14 protein-coding genes are annotated in these 14,643 nt (G+C 74.3%); 8 read left to right on the forward strand and 6 right to left on the reverse strand.

Translation table 11 applies throughout. From position 1 onward, the window contains the following. Window positions 1-8: 8 nt before the first annotated feature. From ACIBAD_RS19860 to cbiE, 3 genes are read right to left on the reverse strand one after another with little or no spacing between them, the layout of a single operon-like run. Window positions 9-767: a cobalt-precorrin-6A reductase gene (locus ACIBAD_RS19860; RefSeq protein WP_134070137.1), complete on the reverse strand. Its 759-nt coding sequence runs from the start codon at window positions 765-767 to the stop codon at window positions 9-11. Continuing rightward, window positions 757-1,506: a precorrin-4 C(11)-methyltransferase gene (gene cobM / locus ACIBAD_RS19865; RefSeq protein ID WP_134070134.1), complete on the reverse strand. Its 750-nt coding sequence runs from the start codon at window positions 1,504-1,506 to the stop codon at window positions 757-759. Before cobM ends, ACIBAD_RS19860 begins: the two co-directional genes overlap by 11 nt. Further along, a complete protein-coding gene (gene cbiE, locus ACIBAD_RS19870; RefSeq protein ID WP_134070133.1) occupies window positions 1,503-2,807 on the reverse strand; it encodes a precorrin-6y C5,15-methyltransferase (decarboxylating) subunit CbiE in 1,305 nt (434 codons plus the stop codon). The genes cobM and cbiE overlap by 4 nt, the downstream gene beginning before the upstream one ends. 161 nt (window positions 2,808-2,968) lie before the next feature. Between cbiE and ACIBAD_RS19875 the strand changes: the two genes are divergently transcribed. Further along, the gene (locus ACIBAD_RS19875) at window positions 2,969-3,901 is read left to right on the forward strand and encodes an oxidoreductase (protein WP_134070130.1); all 933 of its coding nucleotides are present in this window, start codon (window positions 2,969-2,971) and stop codon (window positions 3,899-3,901) included. A gap of 142 nt (window positions 3,902-4,043) precedes the next feature. Then, complete coding sequence (locus tag ACIBAD_RS19880; RefSeq protein WP_398907890.1) at window positions 4,044-5,459, forward strand: NAD(P)/FAD-dependent oxidoreductase; 1,416 nt, start codon at window positions 4,044-4,046, stop codon at window positions 5,457-5,459. 35 nt (window positions 5,460-5,494) lie between these two features. Here the strand turns inward: ACIBAD_RS19880 and ACIBAD_RS19885 are convergent, their stop codons facing one another. Next, window positions 5,495-6,580 carry a trypsin-like peptidase domain-containing protein gene (locus ACIBAD_RS19885; protein WP_398907891.1) on the reverse strand — a complete coding sequence of 362 codons (1,086 nt, stop codon included), beginning with the start codon at window positions 6,578-6,580 and terminating at the stop codon, window positions 5,495-5,497. A 210-nt stretch (window positions 6,581-6,790) separates the two neighbouring features. On the opposite strand from ACIBAD_RS19885, the gene ACIBAD_RS19890 reads away from it, so the two are divergent. The 6 genes from ACIBAD_RS19890 to ACIBAD_RS19915 all read left to right on the forward strand — a co-directional run bounded on the left by ACIBAD_RS19890 (window position 6,791) and on the right by ACIBAD_RS19915 (window position 12,294). Then, window positions 6,791-7,873 carry a phosphatidylinositol-specific phospholipase C domain-containing protein gene (locus tag ACIBAD_RS19890; protein ID WP_134070128.1) on the forward strand — a complete coding sequence of 361 codons (1,083 nt, stop codon included), beginning with the start codon at window positions 6,791-6,793 and terminating at the stop codon, window positions 7,871-7,873. A 42-nt stretch (window positions 7,874-7,915) separates the two neighbouring features. Next, the gene (tsaD, locus tag ACIBAD_RS19895; RefSeq protein WP_398907892.1) at window positions 7,916-9,025 is read left to right on the forward strand and encodes a tRNA (adenosine(37)-N6)-threonylcarbamoyltransferase complex transferase subunit TsaD; all 1,110 of its coding nucleotides are present in this window, start codon (window positions 7,916-7,918) and stop codon (window positions 9,023-9,025) included. 133 nt (window positions 9,026-9,158) lie between these two features. Next, a complete protein-coding gene (locus ACIBAD_RS19900; protein ID WP_398907893.1) occupies window positions 9,159-9,827 on the forward strand; it encodes an O-methyltransferase in 669 nt (222 codons plus the stop codon). Between the two features lie 40 nt (window positions 9,828-9,867). After that, window positions 9,868-10,617 carry a tyrosine-protein phosphatase gene (locus ACIBAD_RS19905; protein WP_398907894.1) on the forward strand — a complete coding sequence of 250 codons (750 nt, stop codon included), beginning with the start codon at window positions 9,868-9,870 and terminating at the stop codon, window positions 10,615-10,617. Window positions 10,618-10,743: 126 nt separating this feature from the next. Then, a complete protein-coding gene (locus ACIBAD_RS19910; RefSeq protein WP_134070122.1) occupies window positions 10,744-11,580 on the forward strand; it encodes a serine protease in 837 nt (278 codons plus the stop codon). A 111-nt stretch (window positions 11,581-11,691) separates the two neighbouring features. After that, complete coding sequence (locus ACIBAD_RS19915) at window positions 11,692-12,294, forward strand: DUF421 domain-containing protein (protein WP_398907895.1); 603 nt, start codon at window positions 11,692-11,694, stop codon at window positions 12,292-12,294. Between the two features lie 314 nt (window positions 12,295-12,608). Here ACIBAD_RS19915 and ACIBAD_RS19920 read toward each other — a convergent pair whose 3' ends face one another. Continuing rightward, window positions 12,609-13,316 (reverse strand): response regulator, encoded by a 708-nt coding sequence (locus ACIBAD_RS19920; RefSeq protein ID WP_398907896.1) that lies wholly within the window; start codon window positions 13,314-13,316, stop codon window positions 12,609-12,611. Beyond that, on the reverse strand, window positions 13,313-14,563 hold the full coding sequence (locus tag ACIBAD_RS19925) for a sensor histidine kinase (RefSeq protein WP_398907897.1): 1,251 nt from the start codon (window positions 14,561-14,563) through the stop codon (window positions 13,313-13,315). Before ACIBAD_RS19925 ends, ACIBAD_RS19920 begins: the two co-directional genes overlap by 4 nt. Between the last annotated feature and the right edge of the window lie 80 nt (window positions 14,564-14,643).

Raw genomic sequence — 14,643 nt, forward strand, 5'->3', positions numbered from 1 at the left:
CGCCCCTCCTACCCCCCGGGTCCCGCGAGCCACTCCACGGCCGACTCCGGGCTCTGCGCCTCCGCGACGCCCTCCGGGACGGGGGGCCTGCGGACCACCAGGACCGGGATGCCTGCCTCGCGGGCCGCGCTGAGCTTGGGGGCGGTCGCGGAGCCGCCGCTGTCCTTGGTCACCAGCACGTCGATCCGGTACCGGGCCAGCAGCTCCCGCTCGCCGTCCAGGGTGAACGGCCCCCGGGCGAGCAGGACTTCGAGCCGCGGCGGCACCGGCGCGTCCGGCGGGTCGACCGAGCGCACCAGGAACCAGGTGTCGGCCAGGTGCGCGAACGTGTGCAGGCCCATGCGGCCGGTGGTCAGGAACGCCCGGCCGCCGAGTTCCGGCAGCCGTACGGCCGCCTCGGCGAGCGTGTCGGCGAAGTGCCAGTCGTCGCCGGGACCGGCGGACCAGCCGGGGCGGCGCAGCGCCAGCAGCGGGACCCCGGTGAGCGCCTGCGCCTCGGCGGCGTGGAAGCTCATCCGCTCCGCGAACGGGTGGGTGGCGTCGACCACGTGCGTCACGCCGTGGCCGGCGATCCAATCCGCGAGCCCGGTGATCCCGCCGAAGCCGCCGATCCGCACTTCGCCGGGTGGCAGCACGGGCGCCGAGACCCGGCCCGCCAGCGAGGTGGTCACGCGGTACGCCGGGTCGGACGCGAGCGACTCCGCGAGCCGCCTGGCCTCCGTCGTACCGCCCAGGACCAGGACGTGCCGGGGCGGATCAGCAGACATGCCGGTCGCGTTCGGGGGAGTACAGGTGGCTGTCGCGGAACTGCTCGGCGCCGAGCGTGCGGCCCACCACGATGACCGCGGTGCGGACCAGGCCCGCCTCCTTCACCTGGGCGGCGATGTCGGCCAGCGTGCCGCGCAGGATCAGCTCGTCGGGGCGGCTGGCCATCGCCACCACCGCCACCGGGCACTCGGCCCCGTAGTGCGGCAGCAGTTCGGCGACGACCCGGTCCACGTAGCGCGTGGCCAGGTGCAGCACCAGCAGCGCGCCGCTGCGGCCGAGCGTGGCCAGGTCCTCGCCGGGCGGCATCGGCGTGGCCTGCTGGGCGATCCGGGTCAGGATCACGGTCTGGCCGACGGTGGGAACGGTCAGCTCCCGCTTCAGGGCGGCGGCCGCCGCGGCGAACGCCGGTACACCGGGCACCACTTCGTACGGGATGCCCGCCGCGTCGAGCCGCCGCATCTGCTCCGCGACCGCACTGAAGATCGACGGGTCGCCCGAGTGGAGCCGCGCGACGTCCTCGCCCGCCGCGTGGGCCCGTACGCATTCGGCGATGATCTCGTCGAGGTTCAGCTGCGAGGTGTCGACCAGGCGGGCGTCCGTCGGGCACTCGGCCAGCAGTTCGCGCGGCACCAGGCTGCCCGCGTACAGGCAGACCGGGGCGGCGGCCAGCGTCCGGGCGCCGCGCACCGTGATCAGGTCGGCGGCGCCGGGGCCCGCGCCGATGAAGTACACGGTCATGTCGTCTCCTGGTCCGTTTCGTTCTGTTCGTGCGCTGCTGCTGCGGGGTGGTCCGTCCGCGGCCAGGGCTTCGTCACCGACCACTGGGTGACCGGCATCGCCTGCCGCCAGCCCGTGAAGCCGCCGACCGCCGCCGCGTGCGCGACGGCCAGCTTGACGAGGTCGCCGCCGTGGCGCCGGTAGCGCTCGGTGAGGACCGCCTCCGACTCCAGGGTCACGGTGTTGACCACCAGCCGGCCGCCGGGGGCCAGCGCGGCCCAGGCCGCGTCCAGCAGGCCCGGCGCGGTCAGCCCGCCGCCGATGAACACCGCGTCGGGGGCGGGGAGCCCGGCCAGGGCCTCGGGTGCGGCGCCCGTGACCACGCGCAGCCCCGGGACGCCGAGCGCCGCCGCGTTGCGGGTGATGCGGCCGGCCCGCTCGGGGACGCGCTCCACGGCCACCGCCCGGCATGAGGGGTGCGTCCGCATCCACTCGATGCCGATGGAGCCGGAGCCGCCGCCGATGTCCCACAGCAGCTCGCCGGGGGCCGGGGCGAGGGCGCACAGGGTCGCGGCCCGCACGTGGCGCTTGGTGAGCTGGCCGTCGTGCTCGTACGCGGTGTCGGGCAGGCCCGGGGTCGCGCCGAGCCGCGGGACGGCGCTGCCCCGGTCCCGGCGGCAGTCCACGGCCACCACGTTGAGGGGATCGCCGGGCGGGTGCTCCCAGCTGTCGGCCACTCCCTCGTACGTGTCCTCGCGCTCGGAGCCGAGCTGTTCCAGCACCCGCATCCGGCTCGGGCCGAAGCCCCGCTCTCGAAGCAGAGCAGCGATCTCGTCCGGGCTCGCTGCTCCGGCGCTGAGCACCAGCACCCGCCGCCCCTCGTACAGCGCGGCCGCGAGCCGGGCCACCGGGCGGCCGACCACCGTGACCACCTCGGTGTCCTCCACCGGCCAGCCCAGACGGGCGCACGCGTACGAGACCGAGGAGGGGTGCGGATGGACCCGCAGGGCGTCCGGCCCGAGCTCCTCGGCCAGGGCCCGGCCGATCCCGTAGAACATGGGGTCGCCGCTGGCGAGCACCGCGACCCGGCGGCCCGCGTGCTCGGCCATCAGCTTCGGCACGGCGGGCCGCAGCGGGCTCGGCCAGGCCACCCGCTCGCCGGCGCAGTCGCCGGCCGGCAGCAGGTCCAGCTGCCGCGGCCCGCCGATCAGCACCTCGGCCCCGGTCAGCGCGGACCGTGCGGCGGCGGTGAGCCCGGCCCAGCCGTCGGCGCCGAGGCCGACGACCGAGACGGGTAGGGGGAGCGGCGGTGCGGAGCTCACTGCGCGGTACCTCGGGAACGGGAAGGGGAGCGGGCGGACGGACCCGCAGCCTACTGGCCCGGTCGACCGGCCCCCGGATCCACCCCCGCGAAGGAAGAGGTCTACCCTCGGTAACCCCAAGGTGACCGCACCGTGCAACCCACCGTCGCGAGGGAGCTCACATGCCTGGCTGGAACGCCGAGAACATCCCCGACCAGAGCGGCCGCACCGCCGTCGTCACGGGCGCCAACAGCGGCATCGGCTACGTCGCCGCCCGCGAGCTCGCCCGGCGCGGGGCCGACGTGGTGCTGGCCTGCCGCAGCTCGGCGCGCGGGCGGGCCGCGGTGGTCCGGCTGCGCGCCGAAGTCCCCGGCGCCGAGGTGGAGTTCCTCCCGCTGGACCTGGCCGACCTGGCCTCCGTACGGGAGTTCGCCCACGTCCACGGGCAGCGCCGCCGCACCCTCGACCTGCTCGTGAACAACGCCGGCGTGATGGCGCTGCCGTACGGGCGGACCGCCGACGGGTTCGAGACCCAGTTCGGGGTCAACCACCTCGGCCACTTCGCGCTGACCGGACTGCTCCTGCCGCAGCTGCTGGCCGCGGCCCCCGGGGCCCGGATCGTCACCGTCTCCAGCGGGTTCCACGCGCTGGGCGACGTGGACCACGACGACCTGAACGGCGAGCACGGCTACCGGCGCTGGATCGCGTACGGCCGCTCCAAGACCGCCAACCTCCTCTTCACGCACGAGCTGGCCCGGCGGCTCGAAGCCGCCGGCTCCGGGATCGTCGCGGCCGCCGCGCACCCCGGCTACGCCTCGACCAACCTGCACGCCGGGGCCTCGCGGCAGGAGGGCCACCGGCCCATGTCGCGGCTGATGGGCCTCGGCGCCGCCGTCCTCGCCCAGTCCGCCGCCTCCGGCGCGCTGCCCACGCTGTACGCGGCCACCGCGCCGGGGGTGCGGCCCGACGCGTTCTTCGGGCCGCGGCTCGGCTGGCGCGGGGCGCCCGTCCGCTCCTGGCGGGCGAAGTGGACCCTGGACGACGCCTCGGGCGAACGGCTCTGGGCGGCCTCCGAGAAGCTGACCTCCGTCTCGTACGGGTTCCCCGCGCACTGAGCCGACCGCGGGAGCGGACCCCCTCCGCGGGCGTCCCGGTACGGGCGCCCCTCCGTGAGCCCCCCGTCCGCCCCCGGGGTGCCTCGGGGCGCCCCGGGCGGGACCTGATCCGGCGCGCGGCCGTCGCGGGAGACTCGGCGCCATGGACGACGACACGGACAACCACCCAGAAGCCCACGAAGCCCACGATCACGCGGTGGTCCTCGGCGCAGGCCTGGCGGGGCTGCTGGCGGCGCGGGCACTCGCCCAGCGGTTCGCGCGCGTGACCGTGGTGGAACGGGACGAACTGCCGGACGCCGGACCGGCCTTCCGGCCCGGTGTGCCGCAGTCCCGGCACGTGCACGTGCTGTGGTCGCGCGGCCTGGACCTCATGGAGGGGCTGCTGCCCGGGGTCACCCGCGAGCTGCTGGCGGCCGGGGCGGCCCTGATGGAGACGCCGCGGGACTTCCTGTGGCTGAGCCCGGCCGACTGGTTCCACCCGGTTCCCGGTTCCCGGATCCTGATCGGCAGCCGGGAGCTGATCGACTGGACGGTCCGCCGGGAGGTGCTGCGGGACGAGCGCATCCGGGTCCGCTCCGGCTCGACGGCGACCGGGCTCGTCGCCGGGCCCGACGGCCGCTCGGTCACCGGCGTACGGCTGCGCGACGGGGACCCGCTGCCGGCCCGCTTCGTGGTCGACGCGACCGGGCGGACCTCCCGGGCCCCGGCCTGGCTCGCCGCCCTCGGCCACCCGGCCCCGGCGACCACCCGCTACGACTCCCACCTGTGCTACTCCAGCCGCTACTACGAGATCCCGCCCGATCCGGCGCGCCGCTGGCAGGGGATCTACGTCCAGGGCCGCCCCGAGAACCCGCGCGGCGGCGTGCTGGTGCCCCTGGACGACGGCCGATGGCTGGTGACGCTGACCGGCAACGGCGAACACGCCCCGCCGACCGGGGAGGAGGAGTTCCTCGAATTCACCCGGACCCTGCGCAGCCCGGTGCTGTACGACGCCATCCGCGACGCCAAGCCCCTCTCCACGCCGACGGGTTACCGCAACACCGCCAACGAATGGCGCCACTTCGAGCGCCTCGACCGCTGGCCGGCCGGATTCGTCGTCCTCGGCGACGCCGTCTGCCGGGTCAACCCCGTGTACGGGCAGGGGATGACGGTGGCCGCCCTCGCGGCGGACGCACTGGCCGGCGCCATCCGGGGCCTGGCCCCCCGGGAGATCGCCGCGGCCGCGCGCCGGATCCAGCGGCGCACGGCCGCCGCCTCCGACGTGGCCTGGCAGATCGCCACCAGCGAGGACATGCGCTACCCGGAGACCGAGGGGCCGCCGCCCGACCGGGCGACCAAGGTGCTGCAGGCCTACATGTCCCGGGTGATCGTGGGCGCCAACGCCGACCCGGAGATCTCGCGGCCCTTCTTCGGCGTGCTGTCGCTGGCGGTCTCGCCGAACGTCCTGCTGAGTCCGGGCACGGTGGTCCGGGTCCTGTCCAAATGGCGGCTGCCGACGGCCCCGAAGACCGCCGACTACCCGCCGCACCACAAGGCCCCGGCAGATTCCGGGTCGTAGGGTCTGACGGGGTACGAGCCGCGCTCGCGACCGCGCTAGCGGGCCGCCACGGCGCGCTCGTACACGGCGCGTACCCCGTCGCCGAACAGGCTGCTGTACGAGGTCGTCTCGTCGCCGCCCCCGTCGCGGCCGCCGACCACCCCGATCAGGGTGTGCGCGTCGGTCAGCACCGGACCACCGCTCGTGCCGTCGGGTACGTCCGCGCAATCCAGCCGCAGCTGCGCGGGCCCGTCGGCACGGGCGGTGTTGAAGCACTCCACGGGGTACTCGGTGGCGTTCGGGTAGCCCACGACCCGGGCCGGCGCGGGCAGTTCGGTCCCGAACCGGATCGTCTGCGCCCCGGTGGCGCCCTCCAGCCGCTCGCCGGGGTGGCCCGGCCGGCGCATGCGGAGGAAGGCCACGTCGTAGTCGGGGTCCTGGTCCTCGATCCAGCGGGGGTCCACGTCGATCCGGGTGGGCACCCACACCCCGTAGGGGGCCTCGCCGTCCCGGTAGCCGGGGGCGAAGGCGAGGTTCGTACGGAAGCCGAAGACGCCGCGGTACACGCAGTGGGCGGCGGTGGCGATGAGGTCTCCGCCGGGGGAGTGGACCACGCTCGCCGAGCAGTGGTGGTCCTGGTCCGCGTCATCCCCGGGCGAGAACAGCGCGCCGATCGCGGGCTCCGCGGCGGCGGGCCGCGCGACCAGCGGGTCGGAGGGCCGCCAGCCGCCCGACTGCCAGGGCAGGCCGGCCGGGGGGCCGACCGTGCCCGGTGCGGCCGTGCCTTGCGCGACCGTGCCCGGTGCGGCCGTTCCCGGTGCGGCGGGATCCGGGGAGGCCTGGGACGCCGGGGACGTCGGGGACGTCGGGGGTGTCGGGGGCGCCGTGGTCACCGGGGCCACCGGAGACGCCGGGGCCACCGGTGGGACCTCCCGCGCCGGTCCCTCCAGTACGGCCGCCGCCGCGCGGTCGGCCTGCTCGGCGTCCTGTACGTAGCTCCCCTCGCCGGGATCCCCGTCCGCCAGGTACGCCGCCACGCCGTGCAGCTTCCACAGGAGCCCGGCGCACCCCATCAGCACGGCGCAGCCGACGCCGACGAGCAGGGAGACCCGTACGACCCGCCCGCGAACCCTGGTGAACATGTGGTCCTCCCCGCCCGGAAAAGCCGGTCGCGCCCCGATCGGCTCCCTGTCCGACGGACGGCGTGGCGGCGCCGGTTCCGGGTCGGAACGTGTCCGTCCTCACAGCCGGGACGCCCGTCATCCGCCGTCCTTCCGTCCGTCACCCAACTCGCCTACTCTCCCGCCGAGTTGTGACATGGCGCACCGACTGGGCGGACAGGAGCCGAAAGCATGGGATTGCGGAACCGGATGGCGGGCGCGGTGACGGCGGGCCTGGCGGCCCTCACCCTGGCCCTCGTACTGGGCACGGCCCCGGCGGGGGCGGCCGGCAAGGCGGCAGCGGCAGGGGCTGGGGCGGGGGCCGCCGATCTCCCGTACGCGGGATCGACCGGCGTCGGCGTGCACAACGCGTACGAGAAGGCCAAGTACCCGTACTTCGCGGACGCGCTCGACTCGGGCGCAGCGATGCTGGAACTCGACGTGTGGACCAACTTCTTCGGCAGCTCCTGGCGGGTCTCCCACGACAACCCCTTCGGCAACGACAACAACTGCGAGAACGCCACCAGCCCCGCCCAGCTGCGCACCAAGTCCCGCAACCAGAACCTCGCGGGCTGCCTCTCCGACATCCGCAGCTGGCACGACGCCCACCCCGGCCACCGCCCGGTCGTCCTCAAGCTGGAGCTCAAGGACGGCTTCGCAGCCAACCTCGGGCGCGGCCCGGCCGAGCTCGACGCGCTGCTGAACTCGAAGCTCGGCGACGCCGTCTACCGCCCCGGCCGGCTCGCCGCCGGCCACCCCGACCTGGACACGGCCGCCCGGGCCGGCGCCTGGCCGAGCCGCGCCGCGATGGCCGGGAAGTTCCTGGTGGAGCTGATCCCCGGCACGCTGGAGGAGGGCAACGCCGGCGACACCCTGTGGACCGACCGCGAGTACGCCGAGCACCTGCGCTCCCTCGCCGCCGCCGGCCGGCTCGACCAGGCCGCCGCCTTCCCCGCCGTGCACCGGGCCGAGGCCGGGGACCCGCGGGCCCGGTACGCCGACGCCTCGCTGCGCCCCTGGTTCGTGGTCTTCGACGGGGACGCGAGCGCGTACGCGGGCGGCTCGATCGACACCGCCTGGTACGACCGCAACCACTACCTGCTGATCGCCACCGACGCGCACGGCGTGGCGCCCGCCATCGACGGGGTGCACCCGACCGAGGCCCAGGCCCGGGACCGGGTCGCCCTGATGGCGGCGCACCACGCGTCCATCGCCTCGGCGGACTGGTACCCGCTGCCGTCGGTGCTGGCGACGGTGGTCCCGCGCGGCCAGTAACCTTATTGCGAACTATTCGCAATAAGGGTGGGTGCGGGTCTGATGGCTGCTTCTCCGGTGGTGCTCGGCATCGAGTCCTCCTGCGACGAGACGGGCGCGGGCATCGTGCAGGGCGGCCGGCTCCTCGCGCACGTCGTCGCGTCGAGCATGGACGAGCACGCCCGGTTCGGCGGTGTCGTCCCCGAGATCGCGGCCCGCGCCCACCTGCACGCCTTCAACCCGGTGGTCCGCCAGGCCCTCGACCGGGCCGGACTGCGCGCCGAACAGCTCGACGCGGTGGCCGTCACCACCGGCCCCGGCCTCTCCGGCGCGCTCCAGGTCGGACTGGCCGGGGCGAAGACCCTCGCGTACTCGCTGGGCGTACCGCTCTACGGGGTCCACCACCTGGCCGGGCACGTCGCCGCCGACACCCTGGAGCACGGGCCGCTGCCCGAACCCTGCGTGGTGCTGATCGTCTCGGGCGGGCACACCTCGCTGCTGCTCGTACGGGACCTCGTGCGCGCGCCGATCCTGCACCTCGGGGACACCCTGGACGACGCGGCGGGGGAGTGCTTCGACAAGGTGGCCCGGGTGTTCGGCCTGCCGTACCCGGGCGGGCCGGCCATCGACCGGGCGGCGCGGGGCGGTGACCCGGAGGCGGTCCCGTTCCCGCGTCCGCTGACCGGCGGCCCGCGCGCGAACGACCCGTACGCGTACTCGTTCTCCTTCTCGGGGCTGAAGACGGCCGCGGCCCGCTGGGCCGAGGGGCACCGGCAGCGCGGGGAGCGGCTGCCGGTCGCCGACGGCGCGGCCTCGCTCCAGGAGGCGGTGGCCGACGTACTGACCCGCAAGGCGGTCGCGGCCTGCGCGGAGTACGGCGTGAAGACGCTGGTGGTGGTCGGCGGGGTGGCGGCCAACTCGCGCGTCCGGGCCCTGGCGGAACGGCGCTGCGCCTCGGCGGGCATCGAACTGCGGGTGCCGCCGATGACGTTGTGCACGGACAACGGCGCGATGATCGCGGCGATCGGCGACCTCCTGGTCCGCGCCGACGCGGCCCCCGCCCCGCTCACCGTCACGATCGACCCTTCGGCCCCGCTGGAGTACGCGGCCCTCCACCCGACTCCCCTCCACCCGAGGCCCCTCCGCCCGACGCCCCTCCACCCGACGGCCTGACGGTCCTCACCTCCTCGGCGGTCGGCCGAGGGGGCCGGGCCGTTGCCGACCGGGGGCGGATTCGTTGGGCAGCGGGGTGGTCCCGGGCCGGGGCCGTCCCGGAGCACACGGGACTCGCGAAGGGACGTGCGACATGGACAGGGCCGCCGGCGACGTGAAGACGGTGCACCTCACCCCCGAGGTGTACGGGTACCTGGTCGCGCAGGCCGAGCCGCCGAGCCGCGTCCAGGAGGAGCTCGTCGAGCGGACCCGCGCGCTCGGCGGCCCGGCGCGGATGCAGGTCCCGCACGAGCAGGGGGTCTTTCTCACCCTCCTGGGCAAGATGGTGGGCGCCCGCCGGATCGTCGAGGTCGGCACCTTCACCGGTTACTCCACGCTCGCCCTGGCCGCGGGACTGGCCGCCGGCGGGCGGGTCATGACCTGCGACGTCTCCGAGGAGTGGACGTCGATCGCACAGGAGGCCTGGAAGGCAGCCGGGGTCGACGACCGGATCGAGCTCGTGATCGCCCCGGCGCTGGAGACGCTCCGCGCACTCCCGCAGGACCCGGTGATCGACCTGGTCTTCCTGGACGCCGACAAGCCCGGCTACCGCGCGTACTGGGACGAGCTCGTGCCGCGCCTGCGTCCCGGCGGGCTGATCCTCGCCGACAACGTCCTCTACGGGGGAGAGGCGGTGGACGCCGGTGCCCGGGGGAACGCCCTGGCCATCCGGGAGTTCAACGCGCACGTGCGCGCGGACGGGCGCACGGAGTCGGTGATGCTCCCGATCGCGGACGGGCTCACGCTCGCGCGCAAGCGCTGAGGCATCCTGGGCCACTCAACCGCATTCCGAGGAGCCCCAGTTGCCCGACCAGACCGTGCACCCGCACCGCCGCCACGTCGACTTCGACCGCCTGCACAACTTCCGCGACCTGGGCGGCTACCGCTCCGCCGACGGCCGTACCGTCGCCTGGGGCGCGCTCTACCGGTCCGATTCCCTGGGCAAGCTCACGGGAGCCGACTGGGACCGCTTCCTCGGCCTCGGCATACGTACGGTCATCGACCTGCGCTACCCCTGGGAGATCGAGGCCAAGGGGCGGATCCCGGAGCCCGAGCGGTTCACGTACGCCAACCTCAGCATCGAGCACCGCCCGTACGACCAGGCCGCGATCGACCCCGACATCGACCCCTGGCGGTACCTGGCCGACCGGTTCGCCGAGGTGACCGAGGACGGCGTGGAGGAGATCCGCGGGGCCATCGAGCTCATCGCCGCCGGTCCCGGACCGGCGGTCTTCCACTGCACCTCCGGCAAGGACCGCACCGGCCTGATCGCCGCTTTCGTCCTGACCCTCCTCGACGTGTCCGAGGAGGAGATCCTGGCCGATTTCGCGCTCACCGAGCTGGCCACCGCCCGCCTCACGGCCGACTGGCACGCCGCCAACCCGGGCCGCACCATGCGCTGGCCCTCGTACGGCCGCGCTCCGGCCGAGATCCTGTCCCTCGTCCTCGCCGACCTGGCCACGCGCTACGGCTCCACGGCCGACTACCTCGCCACGCGCGTCGGGATCACGCCGGCGACGGCGGCCCGCCTCCGGGACCGCCTCCTGCACTGACGGGCCTCCTGGACCCGAAAACCGCCAACTCTGGCCACATCCTTGCCTGTTGATGCGCGTGTCCCAACAATGCACATGACAACCGGAGGATCTTCGGTTGCATCGTCATCAGAGGGGAACCCCCACATGCGCAAGCCTCTCGTCGGCGCCGTGCTCTCGCTGCTCCTGATAGGAGCGGCGGCAGCACCGGCCGTGGCCTCGACACCCCGGGACGAGGCCGCCGCGGCCGTCGCCGTGAACTACGCGGGGACGGTCGCGCTCAGCAACTGCTCCGGCTCCGTCGTCCGCGCCCCCGGCTCCCAGCCGAACGACCCCGCGCTCGTGCTCTCCAACGGGCACTGCATCGAGACCGGCTTCCCGGGGCCGGGCGAGGTCGTCAAGGACCAGTCGTCCAGCCGCTCGTTCTCGCTGCTCAACGCGTCGGGCTCGCGGGTGGCGACGCTGCGGGCCAGCAAGATCGCGTACGCGACGATGACCGACACGGACATCTCGGTCTACCAGCTGACCAAGACGTACGCGCAGATCCAGAGCCAGTACGGCATATCCGCGCTCACCCTGAACGACGCCCGCCCGGTGCAGGGCACGGCGATCAAGGTCGTGTCGGGGTACTGGAAGCGGACCTACAGCTGCAACGTGGACGGGTTCGCGTACCGCCTCAAGGAGGGCGAGTGGACCTGGAAGGACTCGGTCCGCTACACCTCGTCCTGCAACACGATCGGCGGCACCTCGGGCTCCCCGGTGATCGACACGACGACGGGCAAGGTCGTCGCGGTCAACAACACGGGCAACGAGGACGGGCAGCGCTGCACGGAGAACAACCCGTGCGAGGTGGACGAGGCCGGCAACGTCACGGTCCGCCAGGGCATCAACTACGCCCAGGAGACGTACATCATCGTCCCGTGCATCGGCGCCGGCAACAAGATCGACCTGAACCGCGCGGGCTGCACCCTGCCGAAGCCGTAGCGCAGGAGGCCGCCCGCCCCACCCCGGCCCCGCCGCGGCCGGGGCGGGCGGCCGCCCCCACGCGGTGACGCGGCGGGTCGGTGACACCGGACACGCGCCGGATGTGCCAGCGTGGACGGGGTGTATTGCGCCCACGACGCCCTCACCCCGTTCCTGCACGGTGACATCCCGTACCCGGAGAAGGCGCTCCGCACCATCGGGGTCTACGTGCTGATTCTGGCGCTGCTGCGGATCGTCGGGAAGCGCCAGCTCGCGCAGCTCAGCACCTTCGACCTGGTGGTGATGCTGCTGCTGGCCAACGTCGTGCAGAACGCCGTGATCGGCCCGGACGACTCCGTCATCGGTGCGGCCTTCGGGGCCGCCGTACTGCTCGGGGTGAACTCCGTGGTGGTCCGGACGGCCGCCCGCTACGAATGGCTGGGCCGCCTCCTGGAGGGCAGCCCCACCACCCTGGCCCGCGACGGCCACTGGCTCAGCCGGGTGATCCGCCGCAACGGCCTGCGCCGCGCAGACCTGGACGCGGCGGTCCGCCACCAGGGCGGCGACGACGTCACGGAAACCACGGAGGTCACCCTGGAACCGGGCGGCGCCCTGGTGGTCCAGCTGGCAGAGGCGAACCAATCCGCGGACAAGTCCGACATCGCCGCCCTGAAGGCCGCGCTGGCCACCCTGACCCGCAAGGTCGACGCCCTGACCCCCCGCAACGCCCCCTGACGAACCGGCCGCCGGACCTCTCCCCGCCAGGGCCCCGGCGGTGGGGAGCCAGGACTCCTCCCCGGCCGTCCGGCGCTACAGCGGAATGCCCTTGCTCCGCTCCAGCAGTCGGTTCGCCTTCGGCTCGAACTCGTCGGCGATACGCATGAATTCATGGTTGTCCTTGCAGAAGCGCCGGCCGGTTTCGGCTACTGCGAGGATTCGACGGAGGGTGTCGTCGACCTGGCCCGCGGACAGCGATACTTCGCACGCCTCCAGAGGCGCCGCCGTGGACCGCAAGGCGGAGCCGCGTCGTGGCCCGTACTGAAGCCGGTTCAGCCGGCGAAGCCCGGGACCACCAGGCCGGACTCGTACGCGATCACCACCGCATGGGTCCGGTTCTGTGCGGCGAGCTTGGTCAGCACATTTCCGACGTGGGTCTTGACCGTCTCCAGGCTCACCGTGAGGGACTCCGCGATCTCCGGATTGGAGAGCCCTGTGGCCATCAGGCGCAGTACCTCCTCCTCCCGGCCGGTGAGGGCGGCCCGCGGCAGGGCCTGTGCGGAGCCCAGCGGGCGGGGGGCGACCATGCGGCCCAGTGCGGCCGGGAAGAGGACCGCTTCGCCCGCCGCCACCACCCGGACCGCCTCGGCGATCCGGCGGACCGGGAGGCGCTTGAGGACGAAGCCGCTGGCGCCCGCGCTGAGGGCGGCTGTGACGTAGCCGTCGTTCTCGAACGTGGTGATCACCACGACCTTCGGCGGTCCGGCCGCTTCGGCGACGAGTTGGCGGGTGGCCTCGATCCCGTTGAGACGCGGCATCCGGACGTCCATCAGGACCACGTCCGGTCGCAGGATCCTCGCCCGTTCGACCGCCTCGACGCCGTCGGCGGCCTCGCCGACCACCGTGATCCCCGGCTGTGCGGCGAGCAGCAGGCGCAGGCCGCTGCGGGTGACCTCGTCATCGTCCGCGATCAGGAGGGTGACGCAGGGGCTGGTGACGGCGGGCAGGGCCGTGCTCTCGCCCGCCTCGGATCCGTTCACGCCGACGCCCGTGCCGGCAGCCGACAGGCCAGCCGCCAGTGCTGCGTCCCGTCCGGGCCGGCCTGGAAGTCACCGTGCAGCAGCCTGACGCGCTCGGCCAGTCCGGGCAGACCGTGGCCGGAGGTCGGGAAGGTACCCGGGCCCGGGCCCGGGCCCGTCCCTGCCCCGGTCCGATTGACCACCGCGAGGTCCAGTCCGGCCGGCCCGGCCGCCACGCGGACCTCGATCGGGCCGCCCGCCCCGTGGCGCAGCGCGTTCGTCAGCCCCTCTTGGAGAATCCGGTACGCCGCCCGGGAGAGCGTCCCCTGCACCTGCGCCAGAGCGCCCGACAGGTCCGGCTCCACCACCGCCCCCGCGTGCCGCAGGCGGTCCAGCAGCTCGGGCAGGTCGGCCAGGGTCCGGGTCGGCGCCGTCCCCGACTGTTCCTCGCGCAGCACTCCGAGCACGTAGTCCAGGTCCTCCAGCGCGGCCCGCGTCGACTCCTCGATGCTGCGCATGGCGGCCCGCGCCGCCGCCGGGTCGGCGGAGAGCACCTCGCCGGCCACCGCCGCCTGGATGGTGGCCGCCGTCAGCGTGTGCCCGATCGAATCGTGCAACTCGTGGGCGATCCGGTTGCGTTCGGCCAGCAGCAGTTCCCGCTCGGCAGCCAGTGCGAGGCGTTCGGCTGCCGACGGTCCCAACAACCGTGGCGCCGACCATCGCAGGGTCTTCGTCACCAGTACGCAGACGGCCGCCGCCAGCAGGACGCACACGGCCGCCACCACCCAGCTGCTCCACCCGCCCGACACCCGGACCGACGTGCCGAACAGACTCGCCCGCGCCTCGCCTCCGAGCCAGTTCCCCGGCAGGGCGACGCCCATGAGGAACAGCACCCCGCTCGCCAGCGCCCCCGCCCACCCGACGGCCACGTGCAGAAGCAGCCAGAGCGGGGTCCGCCAGTCGCCGAGGCCGGGGGAACCAGAAGTGCGGCGACCGGCCACGGGCATCGGCAACGGCACGTGCAGCAGCCGGCGGGCGGACACGACCAGCGCGCGTCGGACGGGGCGCGCCAGTCCGACCAGTCCGACCAGGACGGCCCAGACGAGCAGGACCAGGACGAGCTGCACGCTTTCGGGAGCGGATCGCCACGACAGCGCCGGCAACAGGGCGAAGGGCAGCAGCGGAAGGCTGGCCAGCGCGCCGCAATAGGCGAACAGCACACCTGAATACGTGGAGCCGCGCAACAGCGGCCGGATTCCCCTGATCATGATCGCCAGTATCGCCGCGCAGCCCACCGGCGGCCTCCCCCGATCGGGGGAGCGAATTCTCCCGCCTTCCCGCGATGCGG

Origin of the sequence: Streptomyces sp. NPDC051109 (assembly GCF_044455885.1) — a bacterium.
In the GTDB taxonomy this organism is placed as follows: Bacteria; Actinomycetota; Actinomycetes; order Streptomycetales; family Streptomycetaceae; genus Streptomyces.